At 68.9% G+C, this 19,966-nt stretch carries 17 protein-coding genes; 5 read left to right on the forward strand and 12 right to left on the reverse strand.

The genetic code is table 11. The annotated features are described in order from the left end of the window. Positions 1 to 36: 36 nt before the first annotated feature. Positions 37 to 1,143 carry a multicopper oxidase domain-containing protein gene (locus VNN10_05630; GenBank protein ID HXH21489.1) on the reverse strand — a complete coding sequence of 369 codons (1,107 nt, stop codon included), beginning with the start codon at positions 1,141 to 1,143 and terminating at the stop codon, positions 37 to 39. 244 nt (positions 1,144 to 1,387) lie between these two features. Between VNN10_05630 and VNN10_05635 the strand changes: the two genes are divergently transcribed. Beyond that, positions 1,388 to 3,676 (forward strand): penicillin acylase family protein, encoded by a 2,289-nt coding sequence (locus VNN10_05635; GenBank protein ID HXH21490.1) that lies wholly within the window; start codon positions 1,388 to 1,390, stop codon positions 3,674 to 3,676. Here the strand turns inward: VNN10_05635 and VNN10_05640 are convergent. After that, positions 3,663 to 5,591, reverse strand: coding sequence for a S9 family peptidase (locus VNN10_05640; protein ID HXH21491.1), 1,929 nt, complete (start codon positions 5,589 to 5,591; stop codon positions 3,663 to 3,665). The two genes, VNN10_05635 and VNN10_05640, sit on opposite strands and share 14 nt — an antisense overlap. Positions 5,592 to 5,710: 119 nt before the next feature. Between VNN10_05640 and VNN10_05645 the strand changes: the two genes are divergently transcribed. Then, complete coding sequence (locus tag VNN10_05645) at positions 5,711 to 5,902, forward strand: hypothetical protein (GenBank protein HXH21492.1); 192 nt, start codon at positions 5,711 to 5,713, stop codon at positions 5,900 to 5,902. A 10-nt stretch (positions 5,903 to 5,912) separates the two neighbouring features. Here the strand turns inward: VNN10_05645 and VNN10_05650 are convergent, their stop codons facing one another. The 4 genes from VNN10_05650 to VNN10_05665 all read right to left on the reverse strand — a co-directional run bounded on the left by VNN10_05650 (position 5,913) and on the right by VNN10_05665 (position 12,816). After that, positions 5,913 to 6,797 (reverse strand): isocitrate lyase/PEP mutase family protein, encoded by an 885-nt coding sequence (locus tag VNN10_05650; GenBank protein HXH21493.1) that lies wholly within the window; start codon positions 6,795 to 6,797, stop codon positions 5,913 to 5,915. A gap of 102 nt (positions 6,798 to 6,899) precedes the next feature. Continuing rightward, positions 6,900 to 9,143 (reverse strand): S8 family serine peptidase, encoded by a 2,244-nt coding sequence (locus VNN10_05655; protein HXH21494.1) that lies wholly within the window; start codon positions 9,141 to 9,143, stop codon positions 6,900 to 6,902. A gap of 146 nt (positions 9,144 to 9,289) precedes the next feature. Then, positions 9,290 to 10,378 (reverse strand): alanine dehydrogenase, encoded by a 1,089-nt coding sequence (gene ald, locus VNN10_05660; protein ID HXH21495.1) that lies wholly within the window; start codon positions 10,376 to 10,378, stop codon positions 9,290 to 9,292. Next, complete coding sequence (locus VNN10_05665; protein ID HXH21496.1) at positions 10,375 to 12,816, reverse strand: ATP-binding protein; 2,442 nt, start codon at positions 12,814 to 12,816, stop codon at positions 10,375 to 10,377. Before VNN10_05665 ends, ald begins: the two co-directional genes overlap by 4 nt. A 152-nt stretch (positions 12,817 to 12,968) precedes the next feature. Between VNN10_05665 and VNN10_05670 the strand changes: the two genes are divergently transcribed. Both VNN10_05670 and VNN10_05675 read left to right on the forward strand, forming a co-directional pair. Further along, the gene (locus tag VNN10_05670) at positions 12,969 to 13,730 is read left to right on the forward strand and encodes an alpha/beta fold hydrolase (protein HXH21497.1); all 762 of its coding nucleotides are present in this window, start codon (positions 12,969 to 12,971) and stop codon (positions 13,728 to 13,730) included. A 79-nt stretch (positions 13,731 to 13,809) separates the two neighbouring features. Then, complete coding sequence (locus VNN10_05675; GenBank protein ID HXH21498.1) at positions 13,810 to 14,385, forward strand: GNAT family N-acetyltransferase; 576 nt, start codon at positions 13,810 to 13,812, stop codon at positions 14,383 to 14,385. Positions 14,386 to 14,455: 70 nt separating this feature from the next. Here VNN10_05675 and VNN10_05680 read toward each other — a convergent pair whose 3' ends face one another. From VNN10_05680 to VNN10_05695, 4 genes are all read right to left on the reverse strand, one after another. Next, the gene (locus VNN10_05680) at positions 14,456 to 15,697 is read right to left on the reverse strand and encodes a hypothetical protein (protein ID HXH21499.1); all 1,242 of its coding nucleotides are present in this window, start codon (positions 15,695 to 15,697) and stop codon (positions 14,456 to 14,458) included. A 30-nt stretch (positions 15,698 to 15,727) separates the two neighbouring features. Then, positions 15,728 to 16,168: a hypothetical protein gene (locus VNN10_05685; protein ID HXH21500.1), complete on the reverse strand. Its 441-nt coding sequence runs from the start codon at positions 16,166 to 16,168 to the stop codon at positions 15,728 to 15,730. Between the two features lie 124 nt (positions 16,169 to 16,292). Then, a complete protein-coding gene (locus tag VNN10_05690; protein ID HXH21501.1) occupies positions 16,293 to 17,789 on the reverse strand; it encodes an ATP-binding protein in 1,497 nt (498 codons plus the stop codon). A gap of 1 nt (position 17,790) precedes the next feature. Further along, positions 17,791 to 18,471, reverse strand: a complete 681-nt coding sequence (locus VNN10_05695) for a response regulator transcription factor (protein HXH21502.1) — start codon at positions 18,469 to 18,471, stop codon at positions 17,791 to 17,793. Positions 18,472 to 18,563: 92 nt separating this feature from the next. On the opposite strand from VNN10_05695, the gene purU reads away from it, so the two are divergent. Beyond that, positions 18,564 to 19,424: a formyltetrahydrofolate deformylase gene (purU, locus tag VNN10_05700; GenBank protein HXH21503.1), complete on the forward strand. Its 861-nt coding sequence runs from the start codon at positions 18,564 to 18,566 to the stop codon at positions 19,422 to 19,424. Between the two features lie 30 nt (positions 19,425 to 19,454). On the opposite strand, the gene VNN10_05705 is transcribed toward purU, so the two are convergent. Together VNN10_05705 and VNN10_05710 are read right to left on the reverse strand one after the other, a co-directional pair. Then, positions 19,455 to 19,775 (reverse strand): NIPSNAP family protein, encoded by a 321-nt coding sequence (locus tag VNN10_05705; protein HXH21504.1) that lies wholly within the window; start codon positions 19,773 to 19,775, stop codon positions 19,455 to 19,457. Positions 19,776 to 19,779: 4 nt separating this feature from the next. Beyond that, a partial coding sequence (locus VNN10_05710; GenBank protein ID HXH21505.1) for a 30S ribosomal protein S2 occupies positions 19,780 to 19,966 on the reverse strand: 187 nt, incomplete at its 5' end.

The raw sequence follows: 19,966 nt of genomic DNA on the forward strand, positions 1-19,966 counted from the left end.
GGACCGCTATGCCGCGCTTGCTCGGAAGGCCTCTCCCTACGCCTGGACCACCATTACCGTGACGAGGCCGAACATGCCCTGCGGGCTCTCCGCGTGCGTCAGCACGTGGCAGTGGAAGGCCCACAGGCCCTCCTCCGTCGCCTCGACGAGCACGTCGTAGCGGTTCCCGGGCGCGACGTCCAGGGTGTCGCACATCTGGGGTGGGTTTATCGGCCAGCCGTCCTTCTGGAATACGAGCATGGGTAGGCCGTGCAGGTGCATGGGGTGGTTCATCACGCCCTCGTTGAGGTAGCGGATGAGGACCCGCTCGCCCTTCTTTGCGACCAGCGCGTCGGTGGCGGGGAAGCCCTTGCCGTTGATCGTGAAGCCGAGGTTGAGGTCGTTCAGGACCATGATGTATTCGCGGTCGTACTTCGGGTACGAGCTCGGGTCCTTCGGGTCCACGATGAAGGCGCCGAGGAGGCCGCGGTTCACCTGGTCCATCGCGTTGTGGTGCGAGTGGTACATGTGCGTGCCGGCGTTGCGCAGCGTGAACTCGTAGGTGAAGGTCTCGCCGGGCTTGATCTGCGGCTGCGTGACGAAGGCGACGCCGTCCATGTTGTTGGGCACGTAGAGCCCGTGCCAGTGCACCGAGGTGCTCTCCTTGAGATTGTTCTTGACGTTGATGCGGACGCGGTCGCCCTCCGTGGCGCGGATGATCGGACCGGGGATCATCTTGTTGTAGCCGCGCGCGGAAATGACCTTGCCGGGCGTCACTTCCCACTCGACTTCGTCGCAGGTGATGTCGAAGACCTTCACGCCGCCCTCGATACGGGGCGTGAGGGGTTGATTGCCCTTCCCTTTGGTCAGGGGCGTCTCCTGGTTCTTCAGGAACTGGTCTACGACTTCCTTGTGGTGGCGGTCGATCTCCTCCGGAGTCTCAGTTGTCGCCGGCGCCGCCGCGCCTTCTGAAGTAGTGTGGCCTGCGGCCGCATGGTCGACGGCCGGCCTCTGGCGGTCGAGAGCCGGCGACATGGCAATGGACGCGGATCCCACGATGGTGCTGGCGGAAACAACGCCGGCGCCGATGAGCGCCTTCTCGATGAATGACCGCCGGCTAACGCCCGGCGCTTCGGACGCGACAGCTTCTCCCTGTTCGGACATACGGAGCAACACCTCCCGAAAGCTCGGGCGCCGACCGGCGCGCCCTGCACTCTCGAGGCTACCGGGCCGCGGGGCGCGGTGCGAAAGCCGAGAGTCGATTTCCGGCCGGACGAAGGTCACGACTTGTCGGGACGTTCGGCCCTTCGCTGTAAGGACGCGACGCATCCGGCGTGGCGGCGCGCGTCTGAACCGGGTGCGCCGAAGGCGCCTATAATCCCGCTACCAACCACCGCAGGAGGCCGCCATGACCGCCACCAGCGTCCGCCCCGAAGACTGCCTGGCGAGGACGGCAGGGGAGGTTGAGGTCAGGGGCCTCCTGGCGCCGGTGCGGATTGTCCGGGACCGCTGGGGCATTCCGCACATCCGGGCTTCGAGCGTCGCGGACGCTTTCTTCGGCCAGGGCTACGCGATCGGGCAGGACCGCATGTTCCAGCTCGAGCTGCGGCGGCGCCAGGCCCGCGGCACGACGGCGGCGTTCATCAACAAGGGCTTCCTGGCCCAGGACAGGTCGAACCGCCGCACCGGGTTCCAGCGCCTGGCCGAGCAGGAATGGGAGGCACAGTCCGCCGAATCCCGCCTCGTGCTGGAGGCCCACGCGGCTGGAGTGAATGCCGCCATCGAGACGCAACCGCGCCCTTACGAGTTCGAGCTACTGGGGCACAGCATGGCGCCCTGGTCGCCCGTCGACACGCTGGCAATCATGAAGATGGTAGCCCTGGGCAACCAGTGGGCGCCCCGCATCCGGCGGGCGAAGCTGTTGGCGGCGCACGGGGTCGATGCGGTGCTCAATTCGCTGCCGGACCACATACCCGGCATGGCCCTGATCACGCCCTCGGGCGCGCGCTGGGAGAGCGAGGTGCACCCCTTGCGCGCCGCCCTGGAGCAGGGGCTCGAGGAGCCGGAAGGGCCCGTGGCCGCGGGCGGCGGCTCGAACTGCTGGGTACTGGCGCCGTCGCGCACCACGACCGGCGCGGCGATCGTCTGCGGAGACCCGCACCTCAACATCCGCATACCGGCGGAGTGGCACTTGATGCACATGGAGTGCCCCGAATTCACGGTCGCGGGCCCCTGCACGCCGGGCGCCCCCGGCCCGATCTACTACGGGCACAACCGCTGGGTCGCCTGGACGATGACCCACGCCAACGGCGACAGGTGGGACGTCTACCGCGAGAAGGTGCGCCGCGGGCCAGAGGGGCCCGAGTACCTGTATCGCGGCGAGTGGCTGCCCTTCGTCTCACGGCGCGAGGTGTTCGAGGTGAAGGGCGAGCCGGCGTTTAGCGAGACGGTGTGGGAGACACGCCACGGCTTCGTGGTGATGGGCGATCCCGAGCGGGACGAGGAGGTGCTGGCGGCTCGCTGGGCGCTGTTCGAGCCGGGACACGACTTCGACGGGTTACTGGCGCTGCACCGCTCCCGGAGCGCGGCCGAGGCGCGGCAGGGCCTGCGCCTCTACGACTCGATCTCGGGCAACTTCTGTTTCGCTGACGTGGAGGGCAACATCGGCTATCAGTACACGGGCAGGGTGCCGAAGCGCCCGCCGTACCTGGTCCCCGTCCCCGGCTGGGACGGCGAACACGAGTGGGGCGGCTGGGTGGCGAAGGACGAACTGCCCTGCGAGGACAACCCGCGCAACGGCTTCATCGCCACGGCAAACAACAAGACGACCACGCCGGACTACCCCTACTACCTCTCCCCGGGCGGCGCTCCCTGGCGCGCGGACCGGCTGCATGAAATTCTTCAGAGCCGCGAGAGGTTCTCGCCCGCGGACATGCCGGCGATCCAGGGCGACCTGCTGAGTCCCGTGGCCCGCGAGCTGGTGGCCCGCTACACGAGCTTCGAGGCCAGGGACGCTGACGCGCGGCGCATGCAGGAGATCCTGCGGCGGTGGGACTGCGTCGTCGGCGTGGAGAGCCGCGAGGCGCCGGTCTACATGGAGACCTCCCAGCAGCTGATGGACCTGACGGTGAACCGCCTTTACGAGGCGGACAACACCAACGCCGAGACGCCGGCCCAGGACCGGCGCAACATCCTCTTCCGGATGCTGCGCCTCGGAGACCGCAGCCTCCTGGGCGAGTTCGAGTCCTGGGAGGCGGCGATCGAGGCGGCCCTGAAGCGCGCGGCCGCGGCCCTGCGTGAGCGCTTCGGGCCGGACGAGTCCAGGTGGCGCTGGGGTGACGCGCACTGGATGACGTGGCGTCACAACCTCGGCCGCGACCCGGAGCTGGCGCCGGTCTTCAACCTGCCCGACACGCCCGTCGGCGGCGACGGCGCTACCCTCTGGGCGACGCAGGCGCGCTTCGGCCGTGGCTCCGACCACGGCGTCTCCTATCGCCAGATATTCGACCTCTCGGACCTGAACGCCGCGCGGGTGCTGATGCCGCCTGGAAACTCGGGCCAGCCGGGGTCGCCGCACTACGGCGACAACATCAGCCGCTGGCTATCGCTCGACTACCATCCTCTTTATGTCGAGTGGCCTGACATCGAGGCGCACGCCGAGGCGGAGATGGAGCTGCGACCGGCTAAAGGTTCATGATCTCCACCGGCTCGATCTCGTCCGCGGGCCGGAAGCCGAAGATGCGGCCGTAGAAGTAAAGCTCCGCCTCCATCGAGCGCTTGATGTTCTCGGCGCGCCGGAAGCCGTGCTGTTCGCCCTCGAAGGCCAGGTAGGCGACAGGTATGCCCTTGCGGCGCAGCGCCTCGACCATGGCCTCTGCCTGGTTCGGCGGCACGATCTTGTCCTCCAGGCCCTGAAAGAAGATGACCGGACAAGCGAGGCGGTCCACGTGGTGCACGGGCGAGCGCTCGACATAGAGGTCGCGGCGCTCCGGATAGGGCCCTACCAGCCGGTCGAGATATCGCGACTCGAACTTGTGAGTGTCGCGGGCCAGCGCCTCCAGGTCGGCGACGCCGAAGTGGCTGGCGCCCGCCTTGAAGACGTCGCGGAAGGCGAGGGCGCAGAGGGTGGTGTAGCCGCCGGCGCTGCCGCCCGTAATGGCCATGCGGCCGGGATCGACCAGGCCCCGCGAGGCGAGGTAGCGGGCGCCGTTGGTGCAGTCGTCCACGTCCACTACGCCCCACTTGCCTTCGAGGCGCCTGCGGTACTCGCAGCCGTAGCCGGTGCTGCCGCCGTAGTTCACGTCGAGCACCGCGAAACCGCGGCTGGTCCAGAACTGCTTCTGAAGGCTGAAGCCGGCGCCGGCGGCGGCGGTCGGTCCGCCGTGGCTCATGACAATGAGGGGCGGCTTTTCGCCTTCCGGGGCGCGGTAGTCCTTGTTGCGGGGCGCGTAGTAGAGGGCGTGCGCCGTCAGGCCGCCTTCGGTCGGGAACTCGAGCGGCTCAGGCAGGGAGATGTAGCCGTCGTCGATGCGGAGGTCGGAAGACCAGCGCAGGGGCGTGAGGGCCTGCGTGCGCAGGTCGAGCTCGTAAACGGCGCCGGGCAAGGAGGGCGACGAGGCGACGAAGTAGGCGCGGTCGCCGGCGACGCGCACCGACCCGAAACCGTTGAGGGCAATGTCGATCGGCTGGAGGGAGCGGGCCTCGGGGTCTAACAGGGCAAGCCGGGAGACTCCGCCCTCGGCGTAGGCGCAGAGCAAGCGGCCATCGGGCAGGAAGGCGTAGGTCCGCGCGTCAAAGACCCACTGGGGCGCGCCGAACTCGGCCTCGCGCTCGACCACGATTTCCGCGCCACGGTCCCCGAGGCGGTGGAGGTTCCACCAGCCCGTGGCGTCGGAGACGAAGTAGAGACGGCCGTCAGGTGACCACTCCGGCTGGAAGATCGACTCCGAGGGACCGCCGGCGACTCTCTCGGGCGACTGCGGCAGGCCGTCCTCGCCGAGACGGGCGAGCCAGAGCTCCGTGCCGTCCCAGGGCATGTTGGGGTGGTCCCAGGAGAGCCAGCTCAAGCGGGAGCCGTCAGGGCTGAGGCGGGGCGTCGAGTAGAAGTCGTGGCCGCGGGCGACGACCGTCTCGGCGCCGGTCTCGAGGTCGATGGCGACGATGGTGTTTTCGGCGTCCTGGTCGGAACGAGTGTGGTCCTCACGGACGCAGTAGAGGAGACCACGGGCCGGGTCCACGACGCCGTCCGCGTAGCGCATGCCCTCGGCCGAGGTCAGTGGTTCGGGCGAAGTGGCCGGCCGCAGGCGATAGAGCCGCTGGTCGGCGAAATTCGAGAAGTAGACCACGCCCTGGTGCACGGCGTAGGAGCCACCGCCGTACTCGTGGACGCGCGTGCGCACGTTGTAAGGCGCCGGGGTGACGTCCGACACGGCGCCGTCCGGCGTACGCCGGACGAGGACTTGGCGGCCGCCCTCGAGGGGCCTGCCCTCGAGCCAGTAGACGTCCTCGCCATCGACCGCGATGCTGCCGAGGCTGATGCTGGACGCGACTATGAGGTCGGCCGTAATCGGGGACTTCCAGGATCCATAGGGCGCTACTTCTGCCACCGGCAAACCCTCCTGTGCGCCGCGCTTCAGGCGCTGATATATCGATAATAGTTATCAATGAGTGCCATGCTTATCGTCTCGCGTCAATGCATGCGTGCTACGCTGGTTTGTGACAAGGAGGAACAATGCCCTTCAGTCACTTCAACCTCTACGGTAAGCCCTGGGACGCGGCCGCCGACCTGCTCGAGCGTACCATCCGTATTCGCATGCAGGACGAGGAGGAGCCCGCGCCGGAGCTGAGCGAGGCGGAGATCAGCGAGGCCGAGCGCCGGGCCGCAATTGCGCGAGAGCGCATGCGCCGCCTGGGCATCCGCTGAACGCGGTCCCTCACGCCTTGAACCTGGTCTCGATCTCGCGCCAGCCGGGCGCCCCTACCACGTCTTCGAACTCGTGAAAGCCCATGAGGGACCCCTGGCGCGAGGCCGTGGTCTTTGTCTCGAACAGCACGCGGTAGATGTCGAAGATGGCGCGGGCGGCCGCGAATAGCGCCGACAGCGGATAGACCACCATCTTGAACCCCAGACCCTGGAGCTCCGCCGACGAGAGCAGCGGCGTCTTGCCGCCCTCGATCATGTTCGCGAACAGAGGCGCATCGGGGATTGCCGCTGCGATCGCCTTCAGCTCGTCCACGGAGCGTGGCGCCTCCACGAAGACCACATCGGCGCCGGCGTCTCGATAGAGCTTGCCCCGGCGGATCGCCTCCTCAAGACCGAGGGGCTCGCGGGCGTCGGTGCGGCCGATGATCACCAGGTCGTCATCGCCGCGGGCCTCCACGGCGGCGCGCAGCTTCTGCACCTGGTCCTCCGCCGCGATCACGCGCTTCCCTTCGAAGTGGCCGCACTTCTTCGGCCACTCCTGGTCCTCGAGGATGATGCCGGCGACGCCGGCATTCACGCACTCGCGCACGGTGCGGATCACGTTCAGGGGATTGCCGTAGCCGGTGTCCATGTCGGCGACGACGGGGAGGTCGACCGCGTTCACTATGTTTCGGGCGCGCTCGATGATCTCGCTGGCGGTCATGAGGCCGATGTCCGGGGCGCCGAGGGTGGCGGCGGCGAAGCCGAAGCCGGTCGTGAACACGGCATCGAAGCCGGCGCGCTGGGCCAGGCGCGCCGAGAGCGCGTCGTAGGCGCCAGGCAGGACGACGATCTCCGGCCCCTCGAGCATCTTGCGGAGCAAAGTCGACCTGCGCATGAGTCCCTCCAACGGCATGCTGGTCGCAGGATAGCCTGCTCTGGCCCGGGGCGGTATGCCTCCGCGCGTGGGAGCGCCTCGCTGCGCCCCAGCGGCGACCGCCAGGAGACGGCGAAGGCGCTAACGCACGACCAGCTCCAGCGAGTCGAGGTCGAAGGTGCCGGCGTTATAGAACTCGAGCTTGATCACCTGGCCAGCGTAGGCGCTGAGGTTGACCTCCTTCGTAACCCACTGGCCCGCGGAGGCGCTGTCGTTGGTCACGACCCGCTGACAGCGAGTGAAGGTAGGGCCGCAGAGCACGTAGAGGTTGTAGATGCCGCCTGAAGCCACGCGACGCTTGTACGTCAAGGTCACGTTTCCGCCGGGCACCTGGAAAGCGGCCGTGACCGGCGCCATGGCGTTGGGCGCCCGGCCATAGCTGCCGTCCGGGCCTCCGCTCATCAGCTCCGGGACAGAGCCTGCCGGGCCGGAGACGTCCCACTGGTCCAGGACGACGCGCATGACGCCGGCGTTATCGAGGCCGGTGGTGCCGCTGCTCTGGACGCGAAGGCGTATGGACTGCCCGCCCCAGGTGGTCACGTTGATTGCGCGCGTTCGCCAGCCGGAGCTGCCGCAGTCGGCAGGACTGACACCCGTCGAGGTCGTGTAGTCCGGCCCGCTGAGGACGGAAAGCGAGAGACAAGCCGAACCGCCGAGGAAGCCGATGTCGATGCTCAGGGTCTGGGCTCCGGCGGGGACGTCGAAGGGCGCGGAGAGGAGCGAGCTGCCGTTGGTCAGGGCGGCGAAGAAGCCGCCCGGTCCGCCGTCCTGGACGGCCACGCCGCCGGAAGCGGACCAGCCGGAGAGGTCGCCGCTGTCGAAACCGTGGTTGGCCGGCGGCGTACCGACGCCATAGGAGGGCGCGTCGAACCTTCCGTTCGGGACCAGCGAGCCGCCGGGCACGGGTGTCCCGGTAGGCGCCGGCGTGCTGGTCGGCGTCGTGGGGGCGCTCGTGGACGTTGGGCTGGGGAGGGGGGTGCTGGTAGGCGCCGGCGTCGCGGTCGAAACGCCAGTCGGCGTCGATGTGGCCGGGGGCTGCGGGGTGCTGGTGGGCACGGGCGCGGGGGAGCAGGAGGCGCCCAGGTACAGCACCGGCTCCCGGAAGGCGTCCGGGTCGCCGCTGAACCCGCACTCGCTGGCCTGGGGCACCGTCCAGCCAGCGGCGGTCATGGCCGCGAGGAGAGAGACGGAGTCGGCCGCGCCGGCGTAGCCGGTCGCGACCCGGAAGAGGGCCACGGCGCCCGCGACGTGCGGCGTAGCCATGCTGGTGCCGCTTGCGGTGAGGTAGCCCCCGCCGAACCAGGTGGACTCGATGCAGACGCCGGGGGCCGCTATGTCCACGTTCGCCCCGAAGTTGCTGAAGTCAGCGAAGGTGTCGTCGACGTCACTGCGGCAGGTGGCAGCGCCTAGGCCGCCCGGCGCGCCATCGAAGTCCGCGAACGCGGACACCGTGATCGCGGGGCCGCAGTTCGCTGGCGTGTAGTTGGCTGCGTCCTGGCCGGCATTGCCGACGGCGACGGCGTAGGCGACACCGGCGGCGATGGAGTTCGCGATCGCGGTGCAGAGGCTGGGGGCATTGCCCGTGCTCAGGCTCATGTTCACGACATCGATTGTCCCGGCGTTAGCCGTGACCCAGTCGACGGCGCGGATGAGGCAGGAGACGGAGCCGCGGCCGCCGCTATCCAGGACCTTGACCGCCCACAGGCGCGCCCCGGGCGCCACGCCAACAACACCCTGGCCGTTGTCGCGCGCGGCGGCGCTGCCGGCGACATGGGTGCCGTGGCCGTTGTCGTCGTCGTAGGAGCCGGAGCCGTTGCCGCAGAAAAAGAACGCGCCCTGAAAGCGGGCGCCGCCCACGACGTTGAGGTCGGGGTGGTCGACATCGATGCCGGTGTCGATCACGGCGATGTCGACGTCGAGGCCGACGTCGACGCCGTCGATGCCGGAGGCGGGGTTGTCCTCGGCGTCGATGCGGTCGACGCCGGTGGGGAGGACCTGGTCCGCGATGGTGACGACCTGGTCCTGCTCGACGGAGCTGACATTGGGGTTGCGGCGCAGGGCCTGGGCAGCCCGCTCCGGCATTTCGGCGGCGAAGCCGTTCACGGCGGCCGAGTAGAGAACGTCGGCCGTGAAGCCAAGCCGGCGGCCCTCGGCGTCCGCGAAGGCAGCGGCGTTGACGTTACCGCGCAGCAGGACGATGTAACGCCCCGGGATCCGCTCCGGCGCGCCGGCGACGGTCCGGGGACTGCTGTCTACTGAAGTCAGAGCGAAGGCCGCGGCTGCTGCCAGGGCCACGGTGAGGACAAGGCCCCGCCAACTCTTCATGGCGCCCTCCCGCAAGGCAGATAACACTAGCCAGCGGGAGGTCCCAGCGGGGACTGGCAGCGAGATCTTAGGATCGATTACGTAATGTTGACAAGCTTTGAATCTGCGGAGGCCGTGTTTCGCGTCCCAACAACCGCGGTATGGCGCTACTTACCCAGGGTCTGGGCGACGTCCCTGTTCACGAGCTCGCCGCCGCGCGTCATGAGGCCTCTGGCGAGCGCGGGGTCAGCCGCAAGCGCCTTGGAGATGCCCAGGTCGGCGAGCTTGAGGACGTAAGGCATGGTGGCGGCAGTAAGGGCGGCGGTGGCAGTGCGCGGCACGGCGCCGGGCATGTTGGCGACGCAGTAGTGGACGACGCCCTCCTCGACGTAAATCGGGTCGGCGTGGGTCGTCGGCCGTGAGGTCTCGAAGATGCCGCCCTGGTCGATGGCGACATCCACGATGACGGCCCCCGGGCCGACGGTACGGAGGTCTTCGCGTGAGACCAGCTTCGGCGCCAGACGGCCGCCGCGGACGAGCACGCCGCTGATCAGCACGTCGGCGCCGACGATGGCGGTGTCGATCATCGAGGGGGTCGAAGGCAGCGTCACCACGCGGTTGGGGAAGAGGCCCTCGATCTCGCGCAGCTCCTCGAGTCTCGGCGCGAGCACGGTGACGCGGGCGCCCATGCCGAGGGCGACAGCGGCGGCGTTCCGGCCGACAGTGCCGGCGCCGAAGATGACGACGTTCGCCGAGGGCACGCCCGGCATGCCCGACATGAGCTTGCCGCGCCCGGGACCGGGCTTGCGCAGGTACTGGGCCGCCACCTCCGGCGCGAGGCGTCCCGCGATCTCGCTCATGGGGATGAGGAGGGGCAGCGACCCGTCGTCCAGCGCCACGGTCTCGTAGGCGATGGAGGTCGTGCGGGCGCGCAGGAGGGCATCGGCGGCGTCCGGCGTCGTGGCGAGGTGGAGGTAGGTGAAGAGCGTGAGATCGGGCCGCATGAGAGCAAACTCCGGCGGCTGGGGCTCCTTCACCTTCACGATGAGGTCTGCGCCCGCCCAGACGTCAGCGGCCGAGGGCAGGACCTCGGCCCCGGCCGCCCTGTAGGCCTCGTCGGAGTAGCCGCTGCCCACGCCAGCGCCCGCCTCGACGAGCACGCGGTGGCCGTGCCGGACGAGGTCGCGGACGCCGTCGGGCGTGAGCCCGACGCGATACTCCTCGGTCTTGATCTCGCGCGTAGTGCCGACGATCACGCCTGCATACCTCCCGCCGCCTCCGCTTGCTGGCTGGAGCCCGAGGGCATGCCTTCCAAGGGCGAAGGCGGGTGCTCGCGCAGCTTCTCGGAGATGTGCTTCAGTTTCGCGAGGACGCGGCCGTTGATCGAGTCGGGCGGATAGGACCCGTCCTCGCCCCTACGGCCGGCCTCCACTCCCGTCAGCAGCTCTACAGCCTCGTCGATGGTGCTGATGCTGTAGACGTGGAACCGGCCCTGGCGCACAGCCTCCACCACGTCCTCCCTCAACACCAGGTGCTGTACGTTGCTGGCCGGTATGATTACGCCCTGTTCGCCTGTGAGGCCGGCGTTCCGGCAGACGTCGTAGAAGCCTTCGATCTTGTAGTTGACGCCGCCGATCGCTTGCACCTCGCCGCGCTGGTCCATGGAGCCGGTAATGGCAAGCGACTGCTTGATCGGGACGTCGGCGAGGCGGGAGAGGAGGGCGCAGGTCTCGGCGCAAGTGGCGCTATCCCCCTCGATGGGGCCGTAACTCTGCTCGAATGAGAGCCGGGCCGCGAGGGTCAAGGGGCGCTCGGTGGCGTAACGGTCGACCAGGAAGCCCTGGAGGGTGAGCACGGCCTTGGTGTGCAGCGGGCCTGCAAGCCTGGCTTCGCGCTGCAGGTCGATGACGCCCTCCCGGCCCACACCGATGCTGGCCGTGATGCGCGAAGGCTGTCCGAACACCGTGTCGCCGAGGTCGACGACCGAGAGGCCGTTGACCTGCCCGACAGCCTCGCCGGAAGTGCTGACGACTATGATCCCGCGCTGTACCGCCTCCCGCACGTGCTCTTCGATGAGGTTCACGCGGTAGATGCGCTCTTGCACCGCGCGCTGGATGTGCGGCAGGCGGACCACGTCCTGGCCCTCGGAGCGGGCCCAGAAGGCCGCCTCGCGGACGATGTCCAGGAGGTCGCCGAAGCGCACCGATAGCTTCTGCTGGTCCTCGACCATGCGCATGCCTTCCTCGACGACGCGCGCCACGGCCGCGGCGTCCAGGTGGGGGAGCTCCTCCTTCCGGGCGACGGCGGAGATCAGGGACGCGTACGCCTGCTGGTGCTCGGGCGTGCGGTCGATGTGCATGTCGAAGTCTGCCTTGACCTTGAAGAGCTCCCGGAATTCGGGGTCGAAGGTGTAGAGGACTCGGTAGACCTCTTCGCGGGCCAGGCAGATGACCTTGCCTGTCCAGGGGATCGGCTCCGGCCTCACCGTCTTCGTCTCCAGGTAGCCGAGACGCTCGCCCAGCTCCTCGATGGTGAGCTGGCCGGTCCGCAGGACGCGCTTCAGCTCGACGTACGATACCGGGTTCGCCAGGAGGTCGTCGGCGTTGAGGATGAGGAAGCCGCCGTTTGCTCGGTGCAGGGAACCGGGGCGGATCATGGTGAAGTCGGTGACGAGCGCGCCGAAGACCGCCTCCTTCTCGATGCGGCCGAGGAGGTGGCCAGGCGAGGGATTGGTCTCGTGCACCACGGGCGCGTGGGTGCTGCGCGTGTGGTCGATGAGGAGGTTGACCTCGTAGCGTCTCAGGCCGCTGTCGCGCTGCGGCGGGAAGGCGGCAGGATGGGGCGGCGGCGCCTGGGGCTGAAAGAGCGCGATGTTCTCGACCATGTCATCGCGCACCTCTGCGAGGTACTCGACGACCTCCGGGTAGGCCGCGAAGTGCTCCTTGAGGGGCTCTATCAGCGCGTCGGCGACCACGGCGGCGATGTTGTGCTCGAGTTCGGCCAGTCGCGCCATCGCTGCCGCCTCGACGCCCTCCTCCTGCTTCATCGCCATGCGCAGCTCGGCCATCAGGGCCTCACGCTTCTGCAGGAGCGCGGCACGCTCGTCGTCGGACAGGCCCGCGAAGGCCTGGTCGTCCATTGGCTTGCCGTCGAGCAGGGGCACGAGGAAGAAGCCCGCGGGGTTGCCCTGAAGCAGGAAGCCGTTCTGCCGAGCCTGAGCAGCGAGCTGCGAGAAGAGGACATCGCGGTGGCGCTGGACGGCGCTCAGGATCTCGTCCCGGCGGTTGATGAAGTCCTCGGAGGTAAAGGTGCGGGGGACGCGGTCCTTGGCCTCCTGCACCATTGTCGCCATCATCACGCAGAGCTCGCGGCCGCGGCCGGGAGGCAGGCCGAGGGCGTTCGGACGGCTGGGGTCGCGGAAGTTATAGACGTAGCACCAGTCCTGGGGCACGGCTCCGCGGCGCGCATACTCCTGGACGTGGTCCAGCACGGCCGTCGTGCGCCCGGTGCCCGGCTCGCCGGCGACGCAGATGTTGAAGCCCTTGCTCTGGATGGTGAGGCCAAAGCGCAGCGCCTGGACGGCCCTGTCCTGCCCAATGAGGCCAACGTAGGGCGGCACTTCGGCGGTGGTTTCGAACGTGTAGATCGAGGGGTCGCAGGCGGGCCGCAGGTCAGCGGCGCTGAGCTCGGGCACTGAGTCCTCGCAGTCTACGCAACCAATCCGAGTATATCAGCCGCTCCCCGTGTGACCGTGGGCCCGGCAGGAGGAACTCCGCCATCCGGGGCTTCGTCTTCCCCAATGTCCGGGCGGGCTTTAGGATGCGGACGACTGGGTCAGGAGGGACGATGCCTTACGTCGAGCGTGACGGAGTCAGGGTGTACTACGAGGACGAAGGCAGGGGCGTGCCTCTCGTCCTCGGGCATGCGTACAGCTCATCCGGGAGGATGTGGCAGGGCTTCGTCGAGGCGTTCAGGGACTCCTACCGCATCGTTACCTACGACATGCGAGGCCACGACCGGAGCGACAGCCCCGCGGACCCGTCGCAGTACAGCGAAGAGGCCACCGTCGGCGACCTCGAGGCAATCTGCGCTGCCTGCGGTATCGAGAGGGCGGCGTTCGGCGGCCTTTCGCTCGGCGGCTACATGTCCCTGGCTTACTATCTCAAGCACCCGGACAGGGTGCTGGCTCTGATGCTCTTCAGCACGGGGCCGGGGTTCCGCAACCCTCAGGCGCGCGAGAACTGGAACCAGATGGCGGAGGGCATCGCGAAGGGCTTCGATGAGAAGGGGCTGGAGGCGCTCGGCCGGGGCGCGGAGGTGCGGGCGAGCGAGCAGCGCTCGGCCGCCGGGCTGGCGATGGCGGCGCGGGGCATGCTGGCCCAGTTCGACGCGCGTGTGATCGAGTCGCTGGAGTCCATCACGGTACCGACGCTGGTCCTGATGGGCAGCCGCGACCAGGCCTATGCGGCCTCCACCGATTACATGACCGCCAGGCTGCCCAGGGCAACCAGGGTCGTCATCGACGACGCCGGGCACGCGGCAAACATCCACCAGCCGGAAGCATTCAATCAGGCCGTGCGCGACTTCCTCCGCAGCGCCGGCCTCTAGGCCGCGCTGAACGGCACTTCCGCCGTGAAGGCCGATTGGTGAGAATGAGGCGACGCGGCAGCTTGAGGAGGCAGCAGCGATGATTGAAATCGGCATCTATCCCAAGAAGGTGACGCTGCGAGACGGCAGCTCGGTCACGCTCCGCCCCATGGTCCACGAGGACGCGGAGGAGCTGCTGCAGTTCTTCCTGGGTGTGCCAGAAAGCGAGCGCTGGTTCCTCAAGGAAGACGTGACCTCTCCCCGGGTAATCCAGCGCTGGTGCGAGGAAATCGACTACCGGCGCGCCCTGCCGCTCCTGGCGCTCACCGACGACGGCCGCATCATCGCCGACGCCGTGCTTATCCGCCGCCGCGGCGGCTCCCGAAGCCACCTCGCGGAGTTCCGGGTCGTGGTAGCGCCCGACTTCCGCAGCAAGGGCCTGGGCGTGATGCTGATCCGGGAGCTTTGCGACATCGCCAACGACGCCGGCATCGAACGCATGGTGGCCGAGATGGTGGTAGGGCCCGAGGACGACGCTATCCATGCCGCCGAGTGGCTGGGGTTCTACAAGGTGGCGACGCTGGAGGGCTTCGCGAAGGACCAGCAGGGCCGCGACTGCGACGTGGCAATCATGACCATGCCCCTCGGCCGCTACTACGAGTGGACGAAGTTCTGAGGCAACCCCTCCCCATGCCCTCGTGACGAGGAGGCGCTATCGGAAGCCCTGGGGACTGGGCGCGCCCAAGTCATGGCCGAGAGGCCAGGTACTCCCGCACCCACTTGTCTTCGAGCTGCTCGGCGTAGGGGCCGCCGGGGTTGTCCACGGTCCAGACGTGGATCATCTCCGGGATCGTGACGGCAACCGAGGCCAGGGGACAGCCCCCGAAGGGCGAGACGATGCCGAAAGCGGGCGGCAGCAGCGTGAAGCAGATGTTGTGGGCGTGCCAGCGGGCGATGGAGCCGCCAATGTCAGGGCCGGGCTCGCCGGCCTTCTCCATGACATACACGGCGCCTAGCAGGACGAACCGCCCGTCCTTGACCCCGTACACCAGCGACTCCGGCCGGGTGGGGTCGAGCACGCGGCCGTCCTTCTTGTAGGCCTTGTTCTCGAAGTGCCTTTCGACGCCAAGGGCGGGCCCAGAGACCTTATAGCCGTCCCGGATTGCCACGCGCACGTCTGCGTACCTGGCGATGCCCGCCTTCGTCGCCTCGGCGAAGAGCGCGGCGGCCGTCGCCTGCTCCGCGGTCGGTGGCTCGCCGGAGGAGGGCCGGAGGATGACGCCGGCCTGCGCCCGGGCCGCAAACGTGTGGGAGTGTCCCGGGGCGTGGGCGTGCGGCCCCGTGCCGGGGGCGTGCTCATGAGGCGCGACGGCGGCGTCAGCGTTGCCGTGCGCGACGAATCCGCCGACCCAGATCACCGTGCCGGAGACCAGGACCATGGCGACGAAGCCGGTGCTGGCGAGCGGGCGGACCAGCCGCCTGCGAAAGCCCTTCTCCGGCGAGTAGGCGGGGATCGCGATGAGGCCGAGCGCCAGCATCTCCGCCAGCTTGGTGGCTATGCCAAGCTGGTCCGGCTCCTCCTGCCATCCGGAGCCTGTGTGCACCAGGTAAGCACCGATGCTGGCGCCGAGCAGCAAGGCGGCGTTGCGCCGCCATGGCCTCTCGCCGAAGGCGTCGAGGCCGAGTTTCACGAAGGCCACACCGGCGGCAAGGAACATCAGGTTCAGCGCCGGGGCGCCGCGGTGTCCCAGCGGCAGGGCCAGGTGGATAACGCCGCTAAAGAGCAGCAGGCCGGCAACCAGCCTCGTGGCGAACGAAGCCGACTCGATGCGGTCCAGGCGTTGGCCCCAGCGCGGGTCGCCGGTAGCGGCGCGCGCCCGCAGCCAACGCAGTGCGAGCCAGGCGGCTGGCAGGTATGCCAGGGCCGCGATGAAGGCCGGGTAGTGCTCCGGCGCGATGCCGGTCCAGAACGTGCTCTGCGACTCCATGGTCCGTGCTCCCCTTGTGTGCTCGCGGGGTCAGGCCGCCGCCTGCGCGCCTTCCGGTTTCGCGCGAAGGGCCTCGTGAGCGGCGACCGCCGCGGCCTTCGGGCGCCGGAGCAGTCGGATCACGCTCAGGGGCAGGGCGACGTTGGTGAGCAGCGTCATCAGGTTCAGGCTGAAGTCGACCTGGTCCAGGAGGCCAAGGATGAGGCTGAGGCCGAAGCCGAGGAGCGTCAGCCACTGCACCGCCAGTGTGGCCCTTCGCGCCCAGCGCCACCGCCGCACCGTGCCGGCGGCGAGCACGAACAGCAGCAGCGGCACGCCGAGCGTTAGCGGCATGGCCGCCGGGTTGCCTCCCGTGAACAGCAGCATGGCCGCGCCCGCAAGCAGCATCATCGCGCCCTGCAGCAGCAGGAGCGCGTGCAAGACCTCGAGCCGGCTAGCGTCGGTGTCTCCGTTATGTCGCGTTGCTTCCACCTTGCTCCCCCCCGACTTGCACGCCCGCATTGTGGACGAGCGTCCGTGGTGAGATCGTCGGCCGCGGCGCTGAGTGCTGCCTTAGAGAAGGATAAGAATTCGATGAGATTTGGGGTTGAAGGCCTTAGACGGTGGGAGTCGCGCCGGCCACGTTCCTGACGGCTGAGGCGGGGTCGCGGGCTTCATCGCCAACTGCCTCTGCGCTCCCGCCCTCGGCCGCCGGCGCGGCCAGGGGTAGGTCGACACGGAAGACGGCGCCCCAGGGGCTGTTGTTGGCGGCCGAGATGCGTCCGGAGTGCTCCTCGACGATCCAGCGGGCGATGGCGAGACCGAGCCCGGCGCCGCCGCCGCTGCGCGACGGGTCCGCCTGGTAGAAGCGGTCGAAAATGCGGCCGAGGTGCTCCTCTGGGATGCCATCGCCATCGTCCTCGACCAGCAGCGTCGCTTCGTTCCCGCGGCGGCGCAGCGAGACGCGCACGCGGCCGCCCTCGCGCGTGTGGCGGACGCCGTTGTCGATGAGGATCCAGAGGAGCCGGCGCAGCGCGTCGCCGTTGCCCTGAAGCAGTACGGACTCAGCATGCGCCCGCACTTCACGGTCGGGGTGCAGGCCCGCGGCCTGACGGCACACCTCCCGCACGACCTCGCCGAGGTCGAGCAGCGTGACCTCGAGGTGATAGCCGGCGTCGGCGCGCGCGAGAGCCAGGAGGTCGTTGACGAGGCGGCTCATGCGCTCGCTCTCTTCGGCGATGTCGCGCAAGGCCGCGACCCGGTCGGCTTCGTCGGCGTCCGGGCGCTGAAGTAGAAAGCCGGCGTTGCTCCTGATCGTGGTGAGCGGTGTCCGCAACTCGTGCGAGGCGTCGGCGACGAAACGCTGCTGGGCCTCGAGCGCCACGGCCAGCCGCCCGTAGGCGTCTTCGAGGCGCGACATCATGCCGTTGAAGCTCTCGCTGAGTCGGCGCAGGTCGTCGCGGGCGGGAGGCACTGGCAGACGGCGGCTGAGGTCGTGAGTGCGGCCTACCTCGTCCGTGAGCAGGGCGAGCTGCTTCAGCGGCCTCAGTGCACGTCCGATCACCAGCCAGATCGCGCCGCCGGCGACGAGAAAGGCGAACACCGCGGCGGCGACCAGAAAGACGGTGACGACGCCGATGTCCTGCTCGACCCTCCGGGTGGTCTGGGCCGCCACGACGTAACCGCTGAGGCCGAGGTCAGGCCGCGACCAGGGGCGAACGTGCAGGCGCAGACGGCCGGCAGCGCTGGGGACCGTAGCTCTCGCCTGGCCAGACGCGCTTGCGGCCGCCAGCAGGTCGGCCGGAAGCGCGGGCGGCCGCCCCTGTACAGCGCCTGTCGCGGCCAGGGCCTCGCCGCCGGGGCCGGTGACGACAAGGAAGATGTCCTCGGAAGTCGCGGGGTTGACTGGCGCCAGGAGAGGCTGAGGCCGGAGGGCCTCCGGCGATGCGCTGGCGATTGCGGCGAGGGCGGACTCGGCGCGCGCCGCGAGTTGGCGGTCCTGTTGCTCGGAGCCGGTCGCCTGAAACAGGCCCCAGAAAGCGAGCGTCACGAAGATGACGGTCCCACCCACCACCGCCAGTCCGAAGAGGGCAATACGGACGCGGATGGTCATCTCACGCCTCACGCAGGACGTAACCGACGCCGCGCACGGTCTGGATCAGGCGCGGCCCGCCGTGCTCCTCAAGCTTCGCCCTCACGTAGCCGACGTAAACGTCCACGACGTTGCTCGTGGTCTCCGAGTCGAAGCCCCAGACGGAATCGAGGAGCTGAGCGCGCGTCAATACCTGCCGCGGGTGGCGCAGGAACTGCTGCAGGAGGGCAAACTCCTGCGCTGTGAGGGCCACCTCGCGGCCCCCTCGCTCCACGCAGTGAGCCGCCACGTCCATGACCAGGTCCGCAAAGCGCAGCACCTGGCCGGACTGCGGCGCCCTGCGGCGCAGGAGAGCGCGGACGCGCGCCAGCAGCTCCTCGTGGGCGAAGGGCTTCACCAGGTAGTCGTCGGCGCCGGTATCCAGCCCGCTGACCCGGTCCGTGGTGGCGTCGCGGGCCGTAAGCATGAGGATGGGCACGTCGCTGTCGGCGCGGATGCGGCGGCAGACCTCGAAGCCGTCGATGTCCGGCAGCATCACGTCCAGCACCACGAGGTCGGGCGCGTGGACGAAGGCGCTATCGAGCGCCATGCGGCCGTCGTGTGCGACATCGACGTCGTAGCCCTCGTAGAGCAGGGCGCGGCGCACGGACGCCGCGATGCGGGCGTCGTCGTCCACGACCAGTATGTGCGGCTTTGCGGTCATCGCTATGAGAGTCTCGGCCCCTGATGAGAATTGCGTGAGACAGCGACTTCCCGGCGCGGGCGCTCGGCCCCCGCACGGCCGATAATCAGACCGTGGCGCCCCGACTCACTGCCGTCTTGCTCATCACCTGCCCCGACCAGCCGGGCCTTGTGGCCACGGTCTCGGACTTCGTGTACCGGCATGGGGGCAATATCCTCCACGCTGACCAGCATACAGACCGCGAGGAGGGCGTGTTCCTGCAGCGGGTGGAGTGGGAGATGAGGGGATTCGACCTGCCGCGCGAGGCCATCGACGCCGAGTTCGCGCCGATCGCGCGGCGTTTCGGGATGGAGTGGCGCCTGCACTTTTCCGACGAGGTCCCCCGCGTCGCCGTCTTCGTCTCGCAGTTGCCGCACTGTCTGTACGACCTCCTGGCGCGCTGGCGAATGGGCGAGTACCAGGCAGATTTCTCGCTGGTGGTCAGCAACCACGAGACCCTCCGCCCGGTAGCCGAGAGCTTCGGCGTCCCCTTCGAGGCATACACCCTCACGAAGGAGACCAAGGCGGCGCAGGAGAGGCTAATCCTGAAACGATTGCAGGAGGAGCGAATCGACCTGGTGGTCCTGGCGCGCTACATGCAGATCGTCGGACCCGGGATCATCGGCAGCTACGCGGACCGGATCATCAACATCCACCACTCGTTCCTGCCCGCCTTCGCCGGCGCCCGGCCCTACCACCAGGCGCATCAGAGGGGAGTGAAGATCATCGGCGCAACGGCGCACTATGCCACCGAGGAGCTAGACCAGGGGCCGATCATCGAGCAGGACGTGGTGCGCATTAGCCACCGTGACAGCGTGGCCGACCTGGTGCGCAAGGGCTCCGACCTCGAGAAGGTGGTGCTGGCGCGCGCCGTGAAGCTGCACCTGGACCGCAGGGTCATCGTGTACAGGAACAAGACGGCCGTGTTTGCCTGAGGCCGCCAGGCCTCAACGAAGCGGCGCGGGCTACTGCAGCGGTGACTTCGGCGTCGGGAGAAGGCGCGAGACCTTGATCTCCTCCCGGATGAGCATCTCGGAGACTCGCGGCGCGATCCTTTCGCGCCAGTGGTCGCTCTGGTATACGGCCTTGTACAGGCGCAGGCGCTCCTCTTCATCCTTGAAGCGCCGGAGCCAGACGTAGGCGTCGGGGTCGCCTTCCGCGGTGAAGCTGCCAAGGATGACCATGCCCCGGGCGACCTGGAAGGGGATGATCTCCTCTTCCATGAGCCGGACCCACTCCGCCATACGGCCCTCCCGGATCCGGTACTGACGGAGCTCGAAAAGCACCTCGTCAGGCCTCGGGCCTTTCCCCGGCCTGAGGGCCGGCCTCGGTTTCGGCCGAGCTCTCGGCCGCGGTGCCGGTGGCGGGCAACTGGGCTTCGCCCGGGGAAGGCGGCGCCTCACTGGCCAGCGGAAGCTCCGCCTCAGGCGCCGGCCGTCCCGGCAAGCGCTGCCGGGCGCGGCGGGCGAGGGCCACC

This window comes from Dehalococcoidia bacterium, assembly GCA_035574915.1.
Taxonomy (GTDB): Bacteria; Chloroflexota; Dehalococcoidia; order DSTF01; family WHTK01; genus DATLYJ01.